The 20,001-nt window shown below is 62.4% G+C and carries 21 protein-coding genes and 1 pseudogene; 17 read left to right on the top strand and 5 right to left on the bottom strand.

Going from position 1 to position 20,001, the window contains the following annotated elements:
• The gene (locus SKP52_RS01245) at positions 1-3,759 is read left to right on the top strand and encodes a conjugal transfer protein TraG N-terminal domain-containing protein (protein WP_039570785.1); all 3,759 of its coding nucleotides are present in this window, start codon (positions 1-3) and stop codon (positions 3,757-3,759) included.
• Here SKP52_RS01245 and SKP52_RS01240 read toward each other — a convergent pair.
• Positions 3,752-4,234 carry a hypothetical protein gene (locus tag SKP52_RS01240; RefSeq protein ID WP_228383776.1) on the bottom strand — a complete coding sequence of 161 codons (483 nt, stop codon included), beginning with the start codon at positions 4,232-4,234 and terminating at the stop codon, positions 3,752-3,754. The two genes, SKP52_RS01245 and SKP52_RS01240, sit on opposite strands and share 8 nt — an antisense overlap.
• Positions 4,235-4,350: 116 nt before the next feature.
• Here SKP52_RS01240 and SKP52_RS01235 point away from each other — a divergent pair, with 116 nt between their 5' ends.
• The 7 genes from SKP52_RS01235 (at position 4,351) to SKP52_RS01205 (ending at position 8,694) form a co-directional block, all read left to right on the top strand.
• Positions 4,351-4,986, top strand: a complete 636-nt coding sequence (locus SKP52_RS01235) for a hypothetical protein (RefSeq protein WP_039570779.1) — start codon at positions 4,351-4,353, stop codon at positions 4,984-4,986.
• Positions 4,987-4,992: 6 nt separating this feature from the next.
• Positions 4,993-5,553 carry an RES family NAD+ phosphorylase gene (locus SKP52_RS01230; RefSeq protein ID WP_039570776.1) on the top strand — a complete coding sequence of 187 codons (561 nt, stop codon included), beginning with the start codon at positions 4,993-4,995 and terminating at the stop codon, positions 5,551-5,553.
• A 518-nt stretch (positions 5,554-6,071) separates the two neighbouring features.
• Positions 6,072-6,368, top strand: coding sequence for a type II toxin-antitoxin system Phd/YefM family antitoxin (locus tag SKP52_RS01225; RefSeq protein ID WP_052207704.1), 297 nt, complete (start codon positions 6,072-6,074; stop codon positions 6,366-6,368).
• A complete protein-coding gene (locus SKP52_RS01220; protein ID WP_039570773.1) occupies positions 6,365-6,817 on the top strand; it encodes a type II toxin-antitoxin system VapC family toxin in 453 nt (150 codons plus the stop codon). Before SKP52_RS01225 ends, SKP52_RS01220 begins: the two co-directional genes overlap by 4 nt.
• Before the next feature lie 19 nt (positions 6,818-6,836).
• The gene (locus tag SKP52_RS01215; RefSeq protein ID WP_039570770.1) at positions 6,837-7,751 is read left to right on the top strand and encodes a HEPN domain-containing protein; all 915 of its coding nucleotides are present in this window, start codon (positions 6,837-6,839) and stop codon (positions 7,749-7,751) included.
• A 46-nt stretch (positions 7,752-7,797) separates the two neighbouring features.
• Positions 7,798-8,073, top strand: a complete 276-nt coding sequence (locus SKP52_RS01210) for an HU family DNA-binding protein (RefSeq protein ID WP_039570768.1) — start codon at positions 7,798-7,800, stop codon at positions 8,071-8,073.
• Between the two features lie 237 nt (positions 8,074-8,310).
• Positions 8,311-8,694 carry a hypothetical protein gene (locus tag SKP52_RS01205; RefSeq protein ID WP_039570766.1) on the top strand — a complete coding sequence of 128 codons (384 nt, stop codon included), beginning with the start codon at positions 8,311-8,313 and terminating at the stop codon, positions 8,692-8,694.
• Between the two features lie 14 nt (positions 8,695-8,708).
• Here SKP52_RS01205 and SKP52_RS01200 read toward each other — a convergent pair whose 3' ends face one another.
• The 3 genes and pseudogenes from SKP52_RS01200 to SKP52_RS25865 all read right to left on the bottom strand — a co-directional run bounded on the left by SKP52_RS01200 (position 8,709) and on the right by SKP52_RS25865 (position 11,703).
• On the bottom strand, positions 8,709-9,002 hold the full coding sequence (locus SKP52_RS01200) for a helix-turn-helix domain-containing protein (protein WP_039570764.1): 294 nt from the start codon (positions 9,000-9,002) through the stop codon (positions 8,709-8,711).
• Positions 9,003-9,405: 403 nt separating this feature from the next.
• The gene (locus tag SKP52_RS01195) at positions 9,406-9,981 is read right to left on the bottom strand and encodes an RNA polymerase sigma factor (RefSeq protein WP_081997148.1); all 576 of its coding nucleotides are present in this window, start codon (positions 9,979-9,981) and stop codon (positions 9,406-9,408) included.
• A 582-nt stretch (positions 9,982-10,563) separates the two neighbouring features.
• A pseudogene (locus SKP52_RS25865) lies at positions 10,564-11,703 on the bottom strand (IS3 family transposase).
• A 466-nt stretch (positions 11,704-12,169) separates the two neighbouring features.
• Between SKP52_RS25865 and SKP52_RS01185 the strand changes: the two are divergent.
• From SKP52_RS01185 to SKP52_RS01145, 9 genes are all read left to right on the top strand, one after another.
• The gene (locus SKP52_RS01185) at positions 12,170-12,568 is read left to right on the top strand and encodes an acyl-CoA thioesterase (RefSeq protein ID WP_039570762.1); all 399 of its coding nucleotides are present in this window, start codon (positions 12,170-12,172) and stop codon (positions 12,566-12,568) included.
• A 630-nt stretch (positions 12,569-13,198) separates the two neighbouring features.
• Positions 13,199-13,573, top strand: coding sequence for a (R)-mandelonitrile lyase (locus SKP52_RS01180; protein ID WP_321164066.1), 375 nt, complete (start codon positions 13,199-13,201; stop codon positions 13,571-13,573).
• Entirely contained in the window at positions 13,570-14,337 is a 768-nt protein-coding gene (locus tag SKP52_RS01175) for a glucose 1-dehydrogenase (RefSeq protein WP_039570756.1), read from the top strand. The genes SKP52_RS01180 and SKP52_RS01175 overlap by 4 nt, the downstream gene beginning before the upstream one ends.
• A 68-nt stretch (positions 14,338-14,405) precedes the next feature.
• Complete coding sequence (locus SKP52_RS01170) at positions 14,406-15,143, top strand: carboxymuconolactone decarboxylase family protein (protein WP_039570754.1); 738 nt, start codon at positions 14,406-14,408, stop codon at positions 15,141-15,143.
• Positions 15,140-15,613 (top strand): (R)-mandelonitrile lyase, encoded by a 474-nt coding sequence (locus tag SKP52_RS01165; RefSeq protein WP_039570751.1) that lies wholly within the window; start codon positions 15,140-15,142, stop codon positions 15,611-15,613. Before SKP52_RS01170 ends, SKP52_RS01165 begins: the two co-directional genes overlap by 4 nt.
• 25 nt (positions 15,614-15,638) lie before the next feature.
• On the top strand, positions 15,639-16,547 hold the full coding sequence (locus SKP52_RS01160; protein ID WP_039570748.1) for a LysR family transcriptional regulator: 909 nt from the start codon (positions 15,639-15,641) through the stop codon (positions 16,545-16,547).
• Positions 16,548-16,592: 45 nt separating this feature from the next.
• Positions 16,593-16,826: a tautomerase family protein gene (locus SKP52_RS01155; RefSeq protein ID WP_039570746.1), complete on the top strand. Its 234-nt coding sequence runs from the start codon at positions 16,593-16,595 to the stop codon at positions 16,824-16,826.
• 60 nt (positions 16,827-16,886) lie between these two features.
• Complete coding sequence (locus tag SKP52_RS01150; protein WP_039570743.1) at positions 16,887-17,903, top strand: zinc-dependent alcohol dehydrogenase family protein; 1,017 nt, start codon at positions 16,887-16,889, stop codon at positions 17,901-17,903.
• Positions 17,900-19,084: an arabinose transporter gene (locus SKP52_RS01145; RefSeq protein WP_039570741.1), complete on the top strand. Its 1,185-nt coding sequence runs from the start codon at positions 17,900-17,902 to the stop codon at positions 19,082-19,084. The genes SKP52_RS01150 and SKP52_RS01145 overlap by 4 nt, the downstream gene beginning before the upstream one ends.
• 3 nt (positions 19,085-19,087) lie before the next feature.
• On the opposite strand, the gene SKP52_RS01140 is transcribed toward SKP52_RS01145, so the two are convergent.
• The gene (locus SKP52_RS01140) at positions 19,088-19,993 is read right to left on the bottom strand and encodes a LysR family transcriptional regulator (protein ID WP_039570738.1); all 906 of its coding nucleotides are present in this window, start codon (positions 19,991-19,993) and stop codon (positions 19,088-19,090) included.
• Between the last annotated feature and the right edge of the window lie 8 nt (positions 19,994-20,001).

The raw sequence follows: 20,001 nt of genomic DNA, 5'->3' as shown, positions 1-20,001 counted from the left end.
ATGCGCAGGCTTGCGAGGCTGATTGCCACCTTCCCCGCCCTTTTCCTCGCTTCGCCCGCGCTCGCGGTCGATACGAGCTTCCACACCTATGACGGGTTTGCCGAGACGGTCGACGCCTTCCGTCTTGTCTCGATGATCTTCGGGGATCCACGCTACGAGACACTGGTGATGATCGTCGCGACGGTAGGCATCGGTCTCGGGGCAATAATCGCCAGCGTGCGAGGAACCGGCATGGGCCTCGTCGCCTTCGGTTTCCAGATCCTGGTCGGCGTCGGGCTCTTCGTCGGCCTGATCGCCACGACTGGCACGGTCCATGTCTATGATCGCGTCCGCAACGCCTATCAGCCGGTCGGCGGCGTTCCCAATCTGCTTGTCCTCGTCGCTGGAGCGACCAACATGATGGAGCGCGCGATGGTCGAGACGATCGACGACAATACGCTCGATCCCAACGCCAAGATCGAATTCGGCGCGGGAGGACACAGTTTCGACCTGTTCCTCAACGCGGTCAGCCCACGCGGGCCAATGACCGATGTGTTCCTCGATGCGACCATCAAGGACTATGTCCGTCAATGCTATCCGGTCGCGCGCGTGTCGGCCGCCTATGGCGTCAATGACGATCAGTTGTTCCGGACCTCGACCGACTTGCCGGCCTCGTTCGCGGCGATGGCGGGGCCAGCGACCTTCTCGACGGTCTATACCGAGGCCGACAAGGGCGGCACGACGGTGAGTTGCACCGACGCCTGGACGCACATTTCGGATCGCCTGTCCGACCCCGTGCTGTTCGATAATTACACCAGTCAGATCTGCGCACGCACGGGTTATGACACCGGCAATGCCCAGCAGATGACCCGCTGTCGGCAACAGCTTGGCGAAATGGGCCAGATGATGCTCGACCGGCCGCTGAGCGCGCAGGCGTTCCTGACCCACATCCTTCTAGGCAACACGGTCGGCGACGTTCTCTTCGAGGATTCGCCGGCCAGTGCGGCCAGGGTCATGGCCAATCGCGCGGTCATCTCGAATGGCCTGGCGACCATGTCGGTCGCAAACGAATGGATGCCGACGATCCGGGCCACGGTGTTCGGTATCATGCTTTTCATAATCCCTATCGCTTTGCTGTTCATCCTGACGCCGATCAACCTGCGCGTGGCGAGCTTCGCGCTCGGTATGTTCGTCTTCGTGGCGCTCTGGGGTGTGATCGACGCGGGCATCTATCAGCTCACTCTCGGCCGTGCGACCGCGACGCTCGCCGAATTGCGATCCAATGCGCTCGCTGCCAATGCCTGGTTGCTGGCGCCGTCCGCCGCAATGAAGGCGCTTGCGATCTTCGGCAGTTTCCGCACGGCCGCCGCCGGGCTTGCCGGGGCTTTTGTGTTTACCGTTTTCCGTTTCAGCGGCAACGTGTTCACTTCCTTCACCTCGGGATCGCTTGGGATTGCGAGTCAGGGCACAGCCGCCGCCGCGCCGATGGGGACCACCGAGGGTCAGGCTTCGGCGCTGGAGGCTCAGGCTTCGGCGACGGGAACGCGTTCCCGCGCCGCGGCGGCTTCGAGCTTTGGGGATTTTGGGGAGCGCTCCACCTTCGGCGCGAACCGGACATATGGCGAGGCTGGCCACATTCTGGGTGAGCGCCCAGGAACGCCGGGCGGTACGGCTTTCGCGCTCGGCGGCATCGAGGGTTCGCGCCAGTTGGGGAGCCTCGCGCCCGCGCTGGGCGGCCGCGATCTTGCCGATCCGGCTGTCGCGCGCGCGGTTCAGGCCAATGCTGCGACCACGGCCATCCATCAGTTCGCCGAGAAGGATGCGTTGAGAAGTCTTGGGACAAGCTATTTCGGCCAGGGCGAAGCCGGTGAGAAGGCGTTCGCGACCTTCAGCCAGAACCTTGTCCAGTGGCGCGCATTCGGCGACCAGCGCGCCTACGGCATGATGATGCAAGGGGCGGCGCGCCACTTTGAGCGCGCTGGATATTCGCCAGCGGACGCGCAGCTCAAGGCGTCGGGTGTTATCGGCGAGGCGCAGGCCGACCCCACCTTCGCCAAGCTCACTGCCAATGCTTTCGACCAGGAACAGATGTTCAGGAACGATCTTACCTCCGCGCAAATTCAGGTGGGCGCGATGGAGGGACGCCGGGACCATGCTGGCGACAATGTAGCCGGCATCGAACGCGCCAATGTCACAACCGAACAGGGCTGGCGCACCGGCAGCAATCAGGGCCAGCGCGAAGCGGCATCGATGTTGGGCCTGTCGGTGGACGAGACATCCCGCCGCATAGGATTTATCAATGCCCTGTCGGGCGAAGCGCGCAGCACGGCGATCAGTCAACTCTCCCGTGCCACTGGCCGCAACGAGGCGCAGGTTGAGGCTGCGTTGGAGAGTTACAGTGCGGCCAGCCACCTTGGCACCGCTGATGGCGCGACTGCAGAGGCAGGCCGCGAAGGCACAAGCGTCTATGGCCGGACCCGCGAGGCGGCCGGTTATGATTTCGCCGAGCGCTCGGGCAGGCTCGACGCGCAGCGTGAGGTTGGAACCTCCGGGACGCGCGACGCGGCGCGCATCGGCGAGCAACGCAGGCAGTCAGAGAATTTCGGCTTTGCAGAGGGAGCTGCGGCTGCTGGCGCGTCGACACGCGAGGCTGCGCGTCTCGACAGCTTCATCCAGGCACTGAGCCGGACGGCCGGCAACCAGGTCGAAATGTCCGAAGGTGGTGCGCCCGGTATCGCCGATCGCGCGCGTAACGAGCGGCTGACCTCGATCGTCGATCGGGAGCGTCTCACCCGCATGCAGGGCCTGCTTGCCGAGCATGGTGTCAACCTGAGCAAGCGCCAGATCGCCATGGATCAGAATGGCGATCTTGGCCTCAATCTCACCCCCGAGACCGCTGCAGCCATGTGGAAGGCGGGGCTCATCAACGAGAGTCAACTCGGCGCGATTGCCAATGGAGGGCATGCACGGTTCAGTTTCGCCCACAATGACCTCCTTGTCTCAAGCGGGACGGATTTCAGCCGTTCGGCGCGCAGCGACACCAGCACACGGTTCGAGGCCGGCAAACAGGCTGGGCCGGACACGATCGAGCATTTCATGGGCGGCGGGGCCGAGGGGCAGGCCATGCTTTCAAACTGGCTGCGCGGTGGGTTCGAGATGGACCGCAAGGGCGAGTGGCGCCTCAAGCCTCAGGTCGCTGACACGCTCCAGCGCGATGTGCAGGCGGTCATGGCGCAGACGGGATGGCAGAGATCCCTGTCTCGTTTGGCCCAAGATCAAACGACGATGGGAACCAACGTCAGCATCAATGTCGGCCGGGATTTCCACGTTTCCGACACCGAAACATCCGGTGGTCATGCCGGAGCTTCGGGTCGGGCGCGGCAGGCACGAACGCCAGTTGAGAAAACGGACCGCACGACAACCGGACGTTTCGGCGCGGGGGTCGGCTTTGAAAGCCACGACACCGGCAGCACTTCCGAAGGGGCGCAATCGAACCTGGATATCGTCAACTATGATGTCCGAGAGTCCATCGCCGCCGCGGAGCGAGCAGCAGCCCGCTCGAGCACTCCCGAGGCGGCATTCTCGCGTGAACTCTCGAACCGCATCCTCGGGACTGAAGGCATGCGCAATCGCTATCTGCAGGACGCGGACAACGGGCGGGCCACGTTTGATATCACCGGACCGCTGACCTCGCTGGAACAAAACTCCGTTCTCGCGAAGGGGAGCTTCTCGACCGATATTCCGGGAAGTCCAGGTGATGGGGACAGCACGTTCAAGTAGCGTTGAACTTCCCGGTGTGAGGATTGATATGTCCCGGGTTTGTCGGATTCATCGGGTTACCGATCCATAGTGGTCCAGAACGCGGATCCATTGGGTTAGACCTTGCGCGCGCCGCTTTCATCATGCGCTCGAGCTCATCCCTGTTGTGCTGTTCCAAGAAAGCCTCCGCATCTTCATCGGACAGCGGCACACCACCGCCTGGTCCGACGAAACTATCGAGGCGCTCGCGAACGTAACCAACGCCGAGCACCATGAGCGCGGTCATTGGGAAGAACAGGATATTCAGATAGCCCGCCAGTGCTCCACGATAAAACACAGCCAGCGCGTCAACGCGCGTCGACATGGCCATACCCACCCACCAGATGGAAATAGCCGTCCACCAGAGCTTGGCATACCAAGGCGACCAGAGCCATGCCGACAGTTTCGGCACCTCCGGGCTGCTCGCATTATTCTGATCGTCCATGGCGGTTTCCACCGTGAAATCCTTTCGAATTCCTCTTACCATCAAAGGCGTCTAACGTCACTCCCAATGGACAATCCGCCCTTGTCCTTTTTGTCGTAATTGACATATTGCAGACGGAAAGGACAATCATGGCCAGCACCGCCCACGTCGCGAAATCCAGCCGGCGCACCTCGCCTCGCGCGCCCTTCTCCGCGAGCGACACTTTGCGGCACAAGGCGCTGGAAAGGCTGACGCTGGCAATTGCCAAAGCAGTGGAGTCCGCCAGCGACGATACGCTTGCCGATATAGTCGGTTCTGAGGATCTCCGGCACGCGCTGGTCATCGCGCCGCGCGACATCGCTCCCGAAGCGCCGGCCGACCTCGAAGCGATCAGGTCGGCACGCGAACGGACCGCGCAATTTCGCGAGGAAATGGCCGAGCGGGCCGGCGGCATGTTCGACCGCGCCCATGTCGCCGAGATGCTCGGTGTCTCCTCGGCCGCGATCGACAAGCAGCGACAGCGTCGCCAGATTCTGGGCGTCCCCTACGGAACGGAGCTTCGCTATCCTGCCGCGCAGTTTGTTAAAGGCGAGGTGTTGCATGGCCTCAAGGCCGTGCTGGAAGCCTTCGACGATATGAACCCCTGGGAGCAATTGATGATGCTCACCACGCCGGTCGATGGGTTCGGATCATCCCCCGAAACGATCTTCCAAACGCTCGCAAGACGGCCGGAGCAGAAAATTCTAAAGCAGCTTGCGGGTTTGGCGGCGAGCTGGACTGCCTGATCGTAAATGGCGTCCATCCGATTGAGGCGTATTGATGCGGGCGTTCGCGTTCATCGCATACATCGTGCCGAGCACAGTCCGATTTTTTTCGGACCTGTCGGCGATACCCCGCAGTCCCGTTTCGACTCGCCGGATGGCAGCTATAAGGTGCTGTATGCGGCAAGGATGCTCGAAATGGCGTTCGGCGAGACACTCGTCCGAACTCCCGAGACCCCATACATTCTCTCGTCAGGCATCGAAGCCCGAGTGCGCAGTGAATTGGAGACTACAAGAGCGCTGAGGCTCTATCCTCTGATCGATGCCGGCGCCTTAGCACACGGCCTCTCCTCTACCGATCTCCATGGCGTCGAATATCTACGATGCTGGGAGGTCAGCGCCGAAATTCACGCAACGACCGTCGCCGACGGCATCCTTTACACCTCCCGGTTCGACGACCATCGGTGCGTAGCGCTGTTCGATCGCGCCGCGGACGCGATTGCCGAAACGACGACCAAAGCGATTGCGATCGGAGCGGCTCAAGCGACCGTCCTCGCCCGTCACTACGGAAAGATATTTGTTGAGTCCTGAATGGCCGAACCGGGGCGGATCGGACCGATGGGAGATCATGCGCCGGGCCAGTAGATGGAGATGCTAGATGTGCTTTCGGCGCGTGATCAGTGCACTGAACCACCTTCGTATGGGATTGCGGTTAGCGCCGTGACGCTTGATGAGAGCATGCATGCGATCAGGGGACAATTGGTCCAATGGCTCAAGCGTTGACCGGTCGGGTAGCGCCTGCTTTGTCCGCTTGATTGCGGGCAATTCGCTGGCGCCGAACAGTGAACCTTGGCTCGAATCGTTCTGCTTGGTCATAGCGTGATGATAAACGCGGAACCCGAAGTGCGGAACCAATTCCACAGGTCTTGTGGGCGACCGCAAAGCGGTCCGGCTCCGCAATCGTCGATCAAGACCAACAAATGGGGCATGATCCGCATGCACCGCGAGTTTCGGAAACTAGCAGAAGACTTTTCCGCAAAAGCTACCTGAGCCGCTTGCCGAACCGGGACCCAGAGGCTATATCTGACTAGCTAGTCAGGAGAACGCAAGTGGGCACAGCCGTTCGCAAAGGAAACAGGGACAAATCCGGTCCGCCCGGAGCCTGGAAACTGGAGGATGCCAAGGCTCGCTTCAGTGAAGTGGTCAGGCGCGCGCAGAGCGAAGGGCCGCAGAGGGTCACGGTTCGAGGTCGGGAAGCTGTTGTCGTGATCAGCGTTGACGAACTCGACCGCCTTCTCCCCAGGGGTGCCGGCAAGCCTGCTTTCGTGCCGTTCCTGGAGGGTCTTGGGCTCGATGGTCTCGATCTTGAGCGCGAGGTCGACCGTGGAAGGGATATCATCCTGTGAAAGGTTGGCTGCTCGACACACATGTCGTTTCGGCGCTCGCAAGTCCGAGTGGTGCGCCAAGCGTGAAGGCTTGGGCGACGGGGCAGCCTGAGCATCGCATGTTCTTGAGCGTGCTGGCGCTCGCGGAATATGACAAAGGTATTCACAATCTGGAGCCCGACCACCCCGATCGCTCGCGTTACACGGCCGCGCGCGATGCGCTCGCGCACCGCTTCAGCGATCGGCTCCTCTCTGTCGACGACGCCATCGTCTACCGCTGGGGCGCGATTTCCGGCGACGTCAAACGGAGAGTCCGGCAGGCTCCGCCGGTCATCGACACATTGCTCGCTGCCACCGCGATCGAACATGATCTCTTCCTCGTGACGCGCAACGTGAAGGATACGCGCCACAGCGGGGCCGTGATCTTCAATCCCTGGGAAGACGATCCCTCCCGCTTCCCTTTGACCTGAGCCGAGCGACATCGAGACGATGAAAACCGAACTTCACCATCTGCCTGCGAACAAGCGACGCGAACTTGATCGGGTCATCCAGATCCTGTTCGAGGAATTCGACGACGCGCATGGCCAGCCGACCGGCCCGCGCAAGCTTGGCCGCATCCTGAAGATCATTCTGTACGGTTCATACGCGACCGGGCGTTGGGTCCATGAGCCGCACACCGAACGCGGCTATCGATCGGATTTCGACCTGCTCATCATCGTCAACCAGAAGGAACTGACAGACCGGCTCGAATATTGGGAAAAGGCGGCGGAGCGCCTTGACCGCGAGACCATGATCCTGAACCGGCTGCGGACCCCGGTCAATTTCATCGTTCACACCCTTCAGGAGGTGAATGACGGACTGGCGCATGGCCGGTATTTCTTCATGGACATCGCCCGCGAGGGCATTGCGCTCTATCAGGCCGACGACAGCGAGTTACACAAGCCCAAGCCGAAGACGCCGCAGCAGGCCTATGACATGGCCAAAGGCTATTATGACCAGTGGTTCGGGCTGGCCGTATCTTCGCGGATGACATATCAGTTCTGTTACTCGAACAAGCAGTATCCGGACGCCGCCTATAACCTGCAACAGGCGTGCGAACGGCTCTATTATTGCATCCTGCTCGTGTTCACTTTCTACACGCCTTACAGCCATAACATCAAGTTTCTGCGGCAGCTGGCGGAAAGGTTGTCGCCCAAGCTCGTAGATGTCTGGCCACGCGACAAGCGGAAACTCGAGGCGCGCTTCCTGAAACTCAAAGACGCTTATGTGAAGGCCCGACACTCCGACTGGTTCCAGATGACCGACGAGGAGTTCTCCTTTCTTTCCGAGCGGATTGAACTGCTCGGCAACGTCGTCAACGAACTATGCCAGGAAAAACTGGCTGATCTGCAGGCAAAGATATAAAGGCGTGGCCCTCACCGAACCACTGTAACACAATGGGAGTTTTTGCATGAATAACAGTGATCTCGCCGATAAGCTGGCTGCCGACTCTGGCCTGAGCAAGGTCGATGCGCGCAAGACCGTCGATGCCGTGTTCGCCGCGATCGCCCAAGCCGCAGCGGGCGGCGAAGAGATTTCCCTCAACGGTTTCGGCAAGTTCAAGGTTAAGGAAACCGCAGCTCGCGAAGGGCGTAATCCGGCGACTGGCGAAACCATTCAGATCGCTGCGTCAAAGAAGCTGACCTTCGCGCCCGCCAAGGCGGTAAAGGACAAACTGAACGCGTGAACAACTGAGCCGGCAGTGCGCGGATGCCCGCTGCCGGTTCTGAGCGGATGGCTCCGCGCGGAGGGGATGCCGAAAGATACTCATCGTTGAGTACGCGTCAGGCGGACCGTGGCAAGATCCGCTTGCAGAGTTTCGCGTGACAACTGGAGCATCGAACCACAAGGTGACAATGGTCTATAATGACCACCGGCCGCAGAGCGAGAGACCAAGCAATCTTCCGGAATCGAGGGTGATCACGTGGCTGAGGAGGCAATTCCCGACAGGGCGGCGCGCAGAATCGCACTTGCGCTTGTCGAGCAATGCGTTCGCAATAGTCGCCTTGAGGATTTGCACGCTGGAACGACACCGAACAGCATTTCTGGAGACTTCACTGACGTCAAGGTGTTGACACCGTTCGGCGAAATCCCTTGGACCCAAGTCTCGAAGATCTCCGATGCCGAGATGAAAGCTCTCATGATCGAGATCGTCAACCGGGTGTATACTTTCCTGACCCATCTTGAAGATCTCACCGCCCTCAATGATTCTGCGCGCTGGAATCGCCCCGTGCACGATCCCAGGCTTTTGGGAACGGCGCTTCGCCGCCGCGCCGCCCGCAAGGGCTTGCCAACCGAGAACAGCTGATCGTTTCCTCCTGGCTATCCCGACGAGGGTTGACGCCGCCACCGTGCGGGCGTTGTCCCATTCGCCTTGGCAAACGCTTTCGTGAAATGGGCTTGATCCGTAAAGCCGCATTCGAGTGCGATCTGGACGATCGGGAGGTGTGTTTCGGTTAGCAGAGCTTCAGCATGCTGCACGCGCTTCTGCACGAACCATGCATATGGTGCGGTGCCCACCGTGTTGGAGAACGCCCTGATGAAGTGACTGAGGGACAACCGACACTGGCACGCGATATCGAGAATCGAAATACCCTTGCTGAAATCGCGTTGCATGATCTGGGTTGCGAGCCTGACCTGCCAAGGCGCTAGCGTCGGTCGGGCGTCAGGTCTTGCATGTGCGGTCGTCCGACGCGTTCGGCCCCGGTTCGGTGGCGCGAGGGGCGGCCGGGTCTCCGACTGTCGAGCGCATAGTGCGACATCTACGGTCATACGTTCAAAGCCGCCATGGCGACTCCTCGGGTGTATTGAAGCAGCCTTTTTTGCGCTGGGAACCTCAACGCACCTGCTTCCTCGATCACCACCCCAAATCCGGCACGGTACATCCGCGGTCGCCTGAGGAGGAAATCCGTCCATTCCCGCGCCTGGACACCTGAGGGATCAGAAAGGCGCCCTCTTTTTTTTTATCGCGGGATATGTAGGCGATTGCCGCCCCATGGCGCGGACCACTGGCCCCGTTCTACAGTTTTGGTCGGCGCAGAACCTTGCGAAGGAACGTTTCGGCGCGCGCGAGTTCTTTTTGCACTGATCGCTTGTGTAATCCGAATTCCAAGGCGATTTCAGCCTGTGGCTTGCCGTCCCGCCATCTTGCAAGAAACAATTGCCGTCGCCGCTCGGGCATGGCGTGCAGTGCTTCAAGCGCTCGATCCATCTCAAGGCGAGCGAAAGCAACCTGCTCGGGATCCGGGGCAATGTCCGGAACCAGCGCGAGGATGAAGTCATCGACCATTGCGGTTCGGCTATGGGCGCGGATGTGATTTTTCGCGAGGTTGAGCCCCATCCGATAAAGATAGGCCTTGGGGCTCCGGATTTCTCCGATGTCCGGATATGATCGGAGCTTCACATAAACGTCGTGAAGAGCGTCTTCCGCCGCCTCCTGCGAGTGCAGGCGATGCGACAATCGATGCAGTAGGATTAGATAGTCTCTTTCCAACGCGACCAGAAGTTCAGCGATTGCCGGAGAATCGCCCGCCGGTTCGGCAGACTTGTCCTTCCGCGCATCGAAACCCGAGCCGTATCGGGCAATATCATTCATCCGTTTTGACCGCCACCAGTACCGGCATCAGACACTTCAGGAAACTTCGTACACCGATTCCTTACTGGCAATAGCAGCGAAACTTGATGGCAGCCAAAGACGAATCGGCGCGGCCGAAGCATTGGCGCTGACAACGAACACCGCCCTGAAGAACTCGTCTTTCGGCGCGAGTTATGAAGCTCTTCAACTCGGATAACCACAATATTCCCCAGTATTGGTTTTCGGCTCGGCCATCAGGCAGCCGCGCATGCCTTCTTGCTGACCGTGGTCGCCACAGGACGGCCATATCGCGCGAGCCCTGGCCGACGATCTCTTCCGAACTGCCGCTGGGATTGGCCGTGTCGAAGAATTGATCCCTGCCTCCAGCGCCTGCCTTCCTCGCTTAAAGACCATGCCCCCCGTCCGGGCTCGCCATAGCTCGAGCAGCCAAAACACAGGCGAGAGACCTAGAGATCCTAATGGCCGAGATTGACGTAATCCACGCTGATATCCAATTTGCTGTTGAGAATAGCAGAAGCGTTTCAGCACAATGTCCGGCAGCTTCCGAATGATCGGCCCACACCGAGTGGTCCGGTTTGATTGTTAGTGCATTGTCGCCTCCGGCGCCATGGTCGGTCGCAGATGGAGCGCAGCGGAACCGGAGGGCGGCCATGCCGGCGTCGCAGTTTCCGGGGCCGGCGGTCGATAGCCCAGCGAGCTATGCGGCCTGTCGGTGTATAGTGCCGCCGCGATGCTTCGATCAGGATACGGGCTTCGGCCAGCGTGGAGAAGATCTCACCGTTGAGCAGCTCGTCGCGCATCGAGCCGTTGAGGGACTCGCAGTAGCCGTTCTCCCACGGGCTGCCGGGTGTGATGTAGAGCATCTTCACACCGATCCTGGCCAGCCATTGCTGGACGGCCGTGGCGATAAATTCAGGACGTTGTCCGAACGTATGTGTGCCTGCGGGCCGCAGGTGACGAACAGCTCGACCAACGCCGCCAGCACATCCTCGCTCCTGAGCCGCCGCGCCACCGGCAAGGCCAGGCACTCGCGGCTGGCCTCGTCGATGATCGGCAGGATGCGGAACTTGCGGCCATCGTGGGTGCGCCGCTCGACGAAGTCGTAGGACCACACCTGCCCCGGATACTCGGGGCGCAGCCGCATGCACGATCCGTCATTGATCCACAGACGGCCGCGCTTCGGCTGCTTCTGCGGCACTTTGAGCGCCCCGCGCCGCCAGATACGCTCGACCCACTTGCGGTTCACATGCCAGCCGGCATCGCGCAGCAAGGCCGTCAACCGGCGATAGCGGTAACGACCATACTGCCGAGCAAGTGCGATGATGTCGTCGGTCAGAGCCGCTTCGTCGTCCGCCCCGCGGGACGCCTTGCGCTGCGTCGATCGATGCTGCCCAAGCACACGGCAAACCCGCCGCTCGGACACCGGCATCATCCCTCGGATGTGATCGATACAGCGCCGTCGGCGCGCGGGGCTCAATAGTTTCCCCTGGCAGCCTCCAGCAGGATCAGCTTCTCGAGCGTCAGGTCCTACACCGCCTGTCGAAGCCGGGCGTTCTCTCGTTCCAGGTCTTTCATCCGCCGCGCCTGATCCATCTTCAGACCGCCATACTCCTTGCGCCAGCGATAGTAGCTTTGTTCGGTGACGCCGATCCGGCGGCAAGCATCCCAAACCGTACCGCCCGGTGCCAGGATGATCTCCGCCTCACTCAGCTTGCCGATGATCTCCTCGGGCTTGTGCTTGCGAGCCTTTCAATTCCTCCTTCGCGATCCAGACGATGATAGTCGATGGGCCACTCAGAAGGGGCAGATCACGCGTTGGCGCTTCCGTGGCAGCGATCAGCCTGATGATCCCTGAGAAACCATATGATATCGCAAACATCTCTATCGTCTCAAATGATCCTGGCTGCGGCGATTTTGGCCACTGCCTGGAAAAAATACGCGTCCCGCTCCGAGCAAGGAGCATTACCCGGGTCTACCCACGAATAGCGAGCAGCGCTTCGCGCGACAGCGTGCGTCCCAGTGACTATAGTGCTGCACGTCCGCTGCTCTTTGACACGACGACGGTCAGAGCACCTCGATCGCGGCAGAGTTGTGGGACGGCCCGCCGGCGCCAATTACCTGCCCGTATAAGCCGGATCTGGGAAAAGATCGGCTCGCTGCGCTGCAGCATCCGTGCTAACGGAGAATCATGTCTGCCGCCATTCCCCATAGCTACCCGATCGGTATCAAAGAAGACGATATCGATTTCATGGGGCATGTTAATAACGCGAGCTATCTCAAATGGGTCCAGGCGGCCGTGCTGAACCACTGGCAACGTGTGGCTCCAGCAGAAGCCGTCAGCAGTCACCTTTGGGTGGCCCTGAAGCACGAGATCACCTATCGTAAGCCCGCCTTTCTTGACGATGTCGTAGTCGCTACAGTTCTGCTGGAGAAGGTGCAGGGGGCAAGAGCCTTCTATGAGACGATCATCAAACGCGGCGAGGACGTGCTTGCTGTAGTTCGGTCGAGTTGGTGCTGCATCGATGCGAACACACACCGTCCCGCCCGCCTCGCGCGCGATATCGTAGAACGCTTCTTTTCACGGTGAGGGTCGCCATCTGCGCGGTGGATGAAGCGACGCTTCTGCGGTCCGTCAGATTAGCGGAGCGTAGATTCGCCGGAGCGAAGTGACCGCCGGTTCGGGGCGAACTGATGGGATGGATGCCCCCTTCAATCCGAGCTGGCCTACATTGCGGGTGTTGATCTGAGTGAGCGGGCTGTTGCGTGACTGATCATAGCCACGCCCGTGACATAGCCAATTGTCGGGGTCGCCCCCAACGTTGATGATGCGATTTCCGGTAGGATCGTTGGCAGCGCGATCGCTCACGGTAACGGCCCGACTCCGTTCCCCCTTCTGTTTCCCCGTTGCATGCGGCGAGCGCGACTAGCGCAAAGGACGATGCACCTCCAATCCGGAACCTTGTTTTCATACTGGGCCATGACGACGGTGTTCTATCGTCCAACAGGCCAGCGGACATGATCCGTCAGCTCCTCTTGAATTTCATTCAACTCACCGTTGGGCTTTTCTCATGGCCCCGACCGCCCTGTTCGAGCGTAAATGGCCATATCCCTGTCAGCGGGCACGTGGCCTATCCCTTGCTCCTGACGTTCCCGTCCCGGTGATCGGGACCTTTGCGAGGCAACCATGGAATTGAAACGAGCAGGCAGTCAGCCTTCGATGAAAGGCCCCGAGGACTGGTTCACAGGCACCGTTCGTATCGATCCGCTCAACGCGCCGCCCGCTCCCGCGCGCGCGTCCTGCGCGGCGGTCACCTTCGAACCGGGCGCGCGCAGTGCCTGGCACACCCATCCGCTTGGCCAGACGCTGATCGTCACCGCCGGTTGCGGCTGGACCCAGTGCGAGGACGGCAAAAAGGTCGAGATCCGCGCCGGTGACGTCATCTGGTGCCCGCCCGGCCACAAGCATTGGCACGGCGCGACCGCCACCACCGCCATGACCCATATCGCCGTTCAGGAAGCGCTCGATGGCGTCAATGTCGTGTGGATGGAGAAGGTGAGCGACGAGGATTATCTCTCGGAGTTGCAGGCATGAGCGTGTCTTATGATTTCACCGGACAGGTCGCCCTGGTGACCGGAGGCGCCTCGGGCATGGGGCTGGCCACTGCAAAGGCCTTTGCGCAGGCGGGCGCCGCCGTGGCGATCATCGACCGCAATCTGGCGGCAGCACAGGCCGAGGCCGAGAAGCTGATTGCCGCCGAGCATCGTGCCATCGGCATCGGCTGCGATGTGTCCAATGAAGCGCAGGCCGCCGCCGCCGTCGAGCAGACGGTCGCCGCCTTCGGTCGCCTCGACATGGCTTTCAACAACGCGGGTATTCAGGTGCCCCCGACCGACGCCGCTGACGAGACGGCGGAGGATTTCGACCTCGTCAACAGCGTCAATTTACGCGGCATATGGACCTTCATGAAGCATGAGCTGAAGGTGATGCGCCATCAGGGGAGCGGCGCCATCGTCAACTGCTCGTCGCTGGGCGGTCTGGTCGGCTTGCCGCAGCGCGCGGCCTATCATGCCAGCAAGCACGGCGTCATTGGGCTGACCAAGAGCGCCGCACTGGAATATGCCCCGCGCGGCGTGCGGATCAACGCGATCTGTCCCGGCGTCATCAACACGCCGATGGTGGCCGACATGCTGGAAACCCAGAAGGAAGCCATGGACGAATTCCTCAAGCTGCAACCCATCGGCCGCCTTGGTCTGGCTGAGGAAATCGCCGCAAGCGTGTTGTGGCTGTGCAGCCCAGGCGCCAGCTTTGTCGTGGGCGTGGCGCTGCCGGTCGACGGCGGCTTCACCACGCATTGAGCCGCGTGATGCGTCGCGCGCGGGCCTTGGGCCGTTTCTCCCTCCTCGTTCTCGCAGGATGTTCCAGTATGACCGACCTCCACGCCCAGACCCCGCTCGACGCAGCGCGTCCCGTCACCCGAGAGCAAGTACGCTCGGTCGCTCCCGCGCTCGACCATTATGGGCAGGAGCGGCTGGAGCGCACTGTTTGGAAACGCCCTGGCCTCTCCACCCGCGACCGGTGCCTGGTCACCATCGCCGCGCTGATCGCGCGCGGGCAGAGTTTTGCCTTGGGCTATTATACCGAAAAGGCGCTCGACAACGGTGTGAAACCCGCGGAGATTTCCGAGACGATCACCCATCTGGCCTATTACGTGGGCTGGCCCAATGCCATGGCGGCCATCCCGCCGGTGAGCGATGTGTTCGCCCGGCACCACATCGGGGCGGATCAACTACCCGCAGTCAGCCCGCCCTTGCTGCCCATCGACGAGAAGGCCGAGGCCGCGCGGGCCAAGCTGGTGGGTGACAACTTCGCCGCAACGGCGCCGGGGCTAGTGGACTACACCACCGATTATCTGTTCAAGGACCTGTGGCTGCGCCCCGATCTGGCCCCGCGCGACCGCAGCCTGATCACCATGGCGGCGCTGATCGCCGCCGGGCAGACGGCACAGATCCCCTACCATCTCAACCGCGCGATGGACAATGGCCTGACCGAGACGCAGGCCGCCGAAGTCATCACCCATCTGGCCTTCTACGCCGGTTGGCCCAATGCCATGTCGGCGCTACCGGTTGCCAAGGATGTGTTCGCCAAGAGGCATGCGCAATGAAGGCGCTGCTTGCCCTCGCCGCGCTGGTCGCCACCCCTGCATGGGCGCAGACCGCCCATGTCGAGGTGTTTCGCGCCGGCTCTCACCCTGCCGTGCCCGGCCCGGTCGAACGTTTCACCGGCATGGTCACCGTTCAGCCGGTGTTCGATCCCCATGCGCCCAGCACGGCCTCGGCCGGCACGGTCACCTTCCAGCCCGGCGCGCACAGCGCCTGGCATCGTCACCCTAAGGGGCAATATCTGATCGTCCTTTCGGGCGTGGGCTGGACGCAGGAAGAAGGCCAGCCCATCGTCGAGATCCTCCCCGGCGATGTCGTGTGGTGCCCGCCGGGCGTGAAGCACTGGCACGGCGCCTCGGCGACCACCGGGCTCGTCCAGCTGTCGGTGCAGGAGGCGGTCGACGGCAAGAATGTCGAGTGGCTGGAAAAGGTCAGCGATGCCGATTACGCCAAGGGTCCGGGCGTGAAATGAGCGCCCCGCCCCACAGGATAGCGCCATGAGGTTCAACCGATCGGACATCGCCAATCTGGGCTATTTCCTGGCGATCGAGCGGCATCGCAACTTTCGTCTGGCGGGGCTCGAACTGGGCATCAGCACCTCGGCGCTCAGCCATGCGATGCGCGGGCTCGAGGAACGCCTCGGCGTGCGTCTGCTCAACCGCACCAACCGTAGCGTGACGCTAACCGTGGCGGGCGAGGAACTTCTAGCCAACATCGCCGAGCCATTCCGCCGGATCGACAATGCCGTCGATGTACTCAACCGCTTTCGGGCCTCGCCCGCCGGTCGCATCCGGCTTAATGTGCTCGATCAAGCGGCGACCCATCTGCTGGCGCCGGTGATGCCGGTGTTCCTCGACCGCTATCCCGATGCCGAGATCGACCTGAGCGTCACGAACAGTCTTGTCGATGTCGTCGATGGCGGCTTTGACGCGGGAATCCGCTATGGTGGCACCGTGCCCGAGGACATGATCGCCCAGCGTCTGTCCGCCGACATCCGCTGGGTGGTCGCCGGTTCGCCTGCCTATCTCGACCGCTTCGGTACGCCCGCCCATCCCGAGGATCTGCTGTCTCACCGCTGCATCCAGATCAAGCTGGGCGACGAGCGCATCTACCGCTGGGAATTCGACCGCGGCGCTGAAACGCTGGAACTGTCCGTGCCGGGGGCCATCACCATCGACGATGGCGAAACCGCCGTCGCCATGGCCCGCCACGGCGCCGCGTTGATCTACGCCGCGCAGCCCGGCATCGCCGATCTGGTCGCGCGGGGGGAGCTGCGGATCGTGCTGGACGACTGGGCCTCGATGGGCCCGGGCATGCACATTTATTACCCCAGTCGCAGGCAGCTGCCCGTGCCGCTGCGCCTGCTCATCGACCTCATCCGCGAACTGGCGCCGCTGGGCCTGTAAGGCCCGCGCCAACGCTTTGCGGTAACCGACAGTGAAAGCCCTCGGATGCCCCATGTCATCGTGAAAATTGTCCCAGGCAAGAGTCCGGAGCAACTTCGACGCCTTACCGATCTCATTCTGCCCGACGTTACCGACGTGCTGAGAGTCGATGAGGCGCTGGTGTCGGTGGCGGTCGAGCAGGTCGCCCCTGAGGCCTGGATGGACACGGTCTTCACGCCCGACATTGCGGGCAACGCGGCCAGCCTCACCAAACGACCGGGCTACGGGCCCGACGCCTGACCCTTTCTTAGACTTTCCCGCAGCATCCTATCGCTGCCACCAGCCAGACAGGAGATTTCCATGCTGGGCACCATGCTCTACGGCCCCAATGACATCCGCTTCGAGGATGTCGCGCAGCCCACCATTCTGCACCCCACCGATGCGGTGATCCGCGTGACGGCAGCCTGCGTCTGCGGATCGGATCTGTGGCCCTATCGAGGCCTTCAGGCCCACGATGCGCCCATGCCGATGGGCCATGAATATTGCGGGATCGTCGAGGAGGTCGGCAGCGCGGTCAAGACCATCCGACCCGGCCAGTTCGTCATCGGCTCCTTCTTCGCCTCTGACAACACCTGCCCCCATTGCCAGCACGGCTACCAGAGTTCGTGCCAGAATCGCGAGTTCGTCGGCGGGGCGCAGGCGCCAATGCTGCGGGTGCCGCTGGCCGACGGCACGCTGGTAGCCACGCCCGAAATCCCGTCCGCCGACCTCATCCCCAGCCTGCTGGCCGTCTCGGATGTGATGGGCACCGGCTGGTTCGCCGCCGATGCCGCCAATGTCCGCCCCGGCGCCACGGCGGTTGTGGTGGGCGATGGCGCAGTGGGGCTGCTCGCTGTGCTCTCGGCCAAATTGATGGGCGCGGAGCGGATCATCGCCATGAGCCGCCATCCCGACCGGCAGGCCATCGCCCGGCAGCTGGGCGCGACGAACATCGTCGAGGAACGCGGCGAGGACGGCATTGCCCGCATCCGCGACCTCACCAAGGGCGTAGGCGCCGACAGCGTGCTGGAATGCGTGGGCACCGCCCAATCGATGGACCAGGCGCTCAAGGTGGTACGGCCCGGCGGTTTCACCTCCTTTGTGGGCGTGCCGCATGGGGTCGAGCTGCGCGGCGAGGATCTGTTCTTCTACCATGTCCATCTGCATGGAGGCCCCGCGCCCGTGCGCCGCTTCCTGCCCGACCTCATCGCCAAGGTCTGGGACAAGCAGATCAACCCCGGGCTGGTCTTCGACCTCGACCTTCCGCTGGCGCAGGTGGCCGATGCCTACCGCGCCATGGATGAGCGGCGCGCGATCAAAGCGATCCTGCGCCCGTGAGCCAGACACCTGCCCGCCACCCGCTGGCGCCGGCCTTTCCGGTGATGGCCGCCGTCTTCGTCGGCTATCTGGTGGTAGGCATGGCGCTGCCGGTCCTGCCCTTGCATGTGCATGACGATCTGGGCTTTGGCCCGTTTGTCGTCGGGTTGGTCTCGGGCGGGCAGTTTCTCGCCGCGCTCGCCTCGCGCCTGTGGGCCGGGCATCTGGCCGACACGCGGGGCAGCCGCCATGCGGTGCTGGTGGGGCTGTGCGCGGCCATCGGCGGGGGCGGATGCTACATCCTCTCCTTGCTGTTCCCCCAGCAGCCGGTGCTGGCGGTTTCCGTGATCCTGATCGGGCGCATTCTGCTGGGCGGGGCGGAAAGTCTCATCATCACCGGCGGGATCAGCTGGGCTTTGGCGCTACTACCGGCCAATATGGCGGGCAAGGCCATCGCCTGGGTTGGCATGGCGATGTTCGCGGCCATGGCCGTGGGCTCGCCGGTCGGCGATCTCGTCTATCGCCATGCCGGATTTGGCGGGATCGCGGTGTCCGCGCTGCTCTTGCCCGCCATGGCCGCCGCGCTAGTCTGGCGTGAGCCTGCCCTGGTGCCCAAGGCCCGGCCGCAAGGGTCGGTCCGGGCTGTGGTGAGCGCCGTCATCCTGCCCGGGATCGCCTTTGCCCTCTCGGGCATCACCTTTGGTGCGGTCACCTCTTTTCTGACGCTCTATTTCGCGCAGGCGGGCTGGGCGCATGGCGCGCTGGCCTTCACGGGCTTTGCCGCCGCGCTGATCGTGGCGCGCTTTTTGTGGGGGGATCTGCCCGACCGGATGGGGGGCGCGCAGACCGCGCTGGGCTGCATGGTGGTCCAGACAGCCGGGCTGCTGATGATCGCGCTGGCCGGCAAGGGCTGGGTCGCGATTGTCGGGGCCGGTCTGTGCGGCGGCGGCTTCTCGCTGATCTTCCCCGGGCTGGGCCGCGAGGCGGTGCGCCGCGCGCCCGACGACAGCAAGGGCATGGCGATGGGTGTCTACAATGCCTTTCTCGATGTCACGCTGGGTCTCGGGAGTCCGGCGCTAGGCGCCTTAGCGGGCTTGGCCGGACTGCGCAGCGTGTTCATCGCCAGCGCCGTGACCACCGTGCTGGCCATGCCGGTTGTGGCGCTTATGCTGCCGAGGAAGGGTTCAGCCACGCAGACCTGACTTTCAGGGCGCGGTCGAGGGGCGATAGCGCAAGGCATCCACGATCACGCGCAGCGCCGGCAGGGTCTGACGCCGGCTTGGGTAATAGAGGTGATAGCCCTCCCAGGGCGGGCACCAATCCTCCAGCAGGCGGACAAACCTACCATCGGCCAGATAAGGCATCGCCATATCCTCGGGGAGGAAGGCCAGGCCGTGCCCGGCGAGCGAGGCGGCCAGAATGTTGTGAACGCTGTTGAAGGCCAGTTGCCCATCGACGCGGACCTTCAGTTCCTGATCGCCTTTCTCGAACTCCCACGCGTAATGGCTACCATAGGTCGGCAAGCGCAGATTGACGCAATTGTGCCGGAGCAAATCCTGTGGAATGATCGGAACGTCACGGTCCCTCATATAGGAAGGCGCCCCGACCACGGCAAAGCGCACCGCAGGGCCGATGGGCACCGAGATCATGTCCTTGGCGATCTGGTCCCCCATCCGCACCCCGGCATCGAAGCGTTCCGCCACGATGTCCGTCAAGCCATAATCGACGACGAGTTCGACCTTGATGTCGGGATATTGGGGAAGCAGGGAATTGAGCCGGGGCCAGAGCAGGGAATCGATGGTGTAGTCAGCCGCCGTGATCCGGATGGTGCCCGAAGGTTTGTCGCGCATGTCGCTGATCGCCTGAAGCTCGGCATCGATCTCGTCGAGATGCGGAGCGAGCGACTGAAAAAGCCGTTCGCCCGCGGCAGTCGAGGACACGCTGCGCGTGGTGCGGGTCAGCAGGCGCACCCCCATACGCGCTTCAAGCAGGCGGATAGTCTGGCTCAGGGCCGACTGCGACACACCCAGTTGCGCCGCTGCTCGCGTGAAGCTGCGTTCTCGCGCTACGGTGACAAAGGCCGCCAGGTCATTGAGATTTTCGCGCGCCATTCATAAGG

This window comes from Sphingopyxis fribergensis (assembly GCF_000803645.1).
Classification (GTDB): domain Bacteria; phylum Pseudomonadota; class Alphaproteobacteria; order Sphingomonadales; family Sphingomonadaceae; genus Sphingopyxis; species Sphingopyxis fribergensis.
Note: the sequence above shows the minus strand (reverse complement) of the source record. Positions and strands in the feature narration are given on the sequence as shown.

Bases quoted from the DNA above. Each gene is read 5' to 3' on its own strand.
- SKP52_RS01245 (WP_039570785.1), top strand. From the start codon at position 1: ATGCGCAGGCTTGCGAGGCTGATTGCCACCTTCCCCGCCCTTTTCCTC.
- SKP52_RS01235 (WP_039570779.1), top strand. From the start codon at position 4,351: ATGGCCAGCACCGCCCACGTCGCGAAATCCAGCCGGCGCACCTCGCCT.
- SKP52_RS01230 (WP_039570776.1), top strand. From the start codon at position 4,993: ATGGCGTCCATCCGATTGAGGCGTATTGATGCGGGCGTTCGCGTTCAT.
- SKP52_RS01215 (WP_039570770.1), top strand. From the start codon at position 6,837: ATGAAAACCGAACTTCACCATCTGCCTGCGAACAAGCGACGCGAACTT.
- SKP52_RS01210 (WP_039570768.1), top strand. From the start codon at position 7,798: ATGAATAACAGTGATCTCGCCGATAAGCTGGCTGCCGACTCTGGCCTG.
- SKP52_RS01200 (WP_039570764.1), bottom strand. From the start codon at position 9,002: ATGCAACGCGATTTCAGCAAGGGTATTTCGATTCTCGATATCGCGTGC.
- SKP52_RS01195 (WP_081997148.1), bottom strand. From the start codon at position 9,981: ATGAATGATATTGCCCGATACGGCTCGGGTTTCGATGCGCGGAAGGAC.
- SKP52_RS01185 (WP_039570762.1), top strand. From the start codon at position 12,170: ATGTCTGCCGCCATTCCCCATAGCTACCCGATCGGTATCAAAGAAGAC.
- SKP52_RS01180 (WP_321164066.1), top strand. From the start codon at position 13,199: ATGAAAGGCCCCGAGGACTGGTTCACAGGCACCGTTCGTATCGATCCG.
- SKP52_RS01175 (WP_039570756.1), top strand. From the start codon at position 13,570: ATGAGCGTGTCTTATGATTTCACCGGACAGGTCGCCCTGGTGACCGGA.
- SKP52_RS01170 (WP_039570754.1), top strand. From the start codon at position 14,406: ATGACCGACCTCCACGCCCAGACCCCGCTCGACGCAGCGCGTCCCGTC.
- SKP52_RS01165 (WP_039570751.1), top strand. From the start codon at position 15,140: ATGAAGGCGCTGCTTGCCCTCGCCGCGCTGGTCGCCACCCCTGCATGG.
- SKP52_RS01160 (WP_039570748.1), top strand. From the start codon at position 15,639: ATGAGGTTCAACCGATCGGACATCGCCAATCTGGGCTATTTCCTGGCG.
- SKP52_RS01155 (WP_039570746.1), top strand. From the start codon at position 16,593: ATGCCCCATGTCATCGTGAAAATTGTCCCAGGCAAGAGTCCGGAGCAA.
- SKP52_RS01150 (WP_039570743.1), top strand. From the start codon at position 16,887: ATGCTGGGCACCATGCTCTACGGCCCCAATGACATCCGCTTCGAGGAT.
- SKP52_RS01140 (WP_039570738.1), bottom strand. From the start codon at position 19,993: ATGGCGCGCGAAAATCTCAATGACCTGGCGGCCTTTGTCACCGTAGCG.